The 512-nt window shown below is 72.5% G+C and carries 1 protein-coding gene; it reads left to right on the top strand.

Annotated elements, in window-relative coordinates:
- Positions 1 to 512 (top strand): hypothetical protein (locus MKL09_RS25115; RefSeq protein WP_244024736.1); only part of this gene is annotated, 512 nt, incomplete at both ends.

Raw genomic sequence — 512 nt, forward strand, 5'->3', positions numbered from 1 at the left:
CTACCATGCCGGCCAGATCTCGTTCGGGCTCGACCCGGGCGGCGAGTACGACCAGGGCCAGGCGGCCTTGCTCGCCAAGCACCCGGACTACCCGGCGCTCGTCGGCCAGTTCGGCCAGGCCGATCCGGGCCGGCGCGGCCGGGCGCGGCTCGACCTGTACCGGCTCGCCCGGCACTTCCATGGCCGAGCGGTGCTGTTCGTTACCCACAGCTGGGGCGGGGGCATCCAGCGGCACATGGACGACATGATCGACCTGTCAAAAGCCGGTGTCAAGGCCATGGGTCTCGTTCAGGTCGTCGATGTGCCGCTGGATGCCCCCGCCCCAGCTGTGGGTCACGAACAGCACCGCTCGGCCATGGGAGTGCCGGGCGAGCCGGTACAGGTCGGGCCGCTCCCGTCCGCGCCGGCCCGGGTCGGCCTGGACGAACTGGCCGACGAGCGCCGGGTAGTCCGGGTGCTTGGCGAGCAAGGCCGCCTGGCCCTGGTCGTACTCGCCGCCCGGGTCGAGCCCG

Origin of the sequence: Methylobacterium sp. J-048 (assembly GCF_022829515.1) — a bacterium.
Classification (GTDB): Bacteria; Pseudomonadota; Alphaproteobacteria; order Rhizobiales; family Beijerinckiaceae; genus Methylobacterium.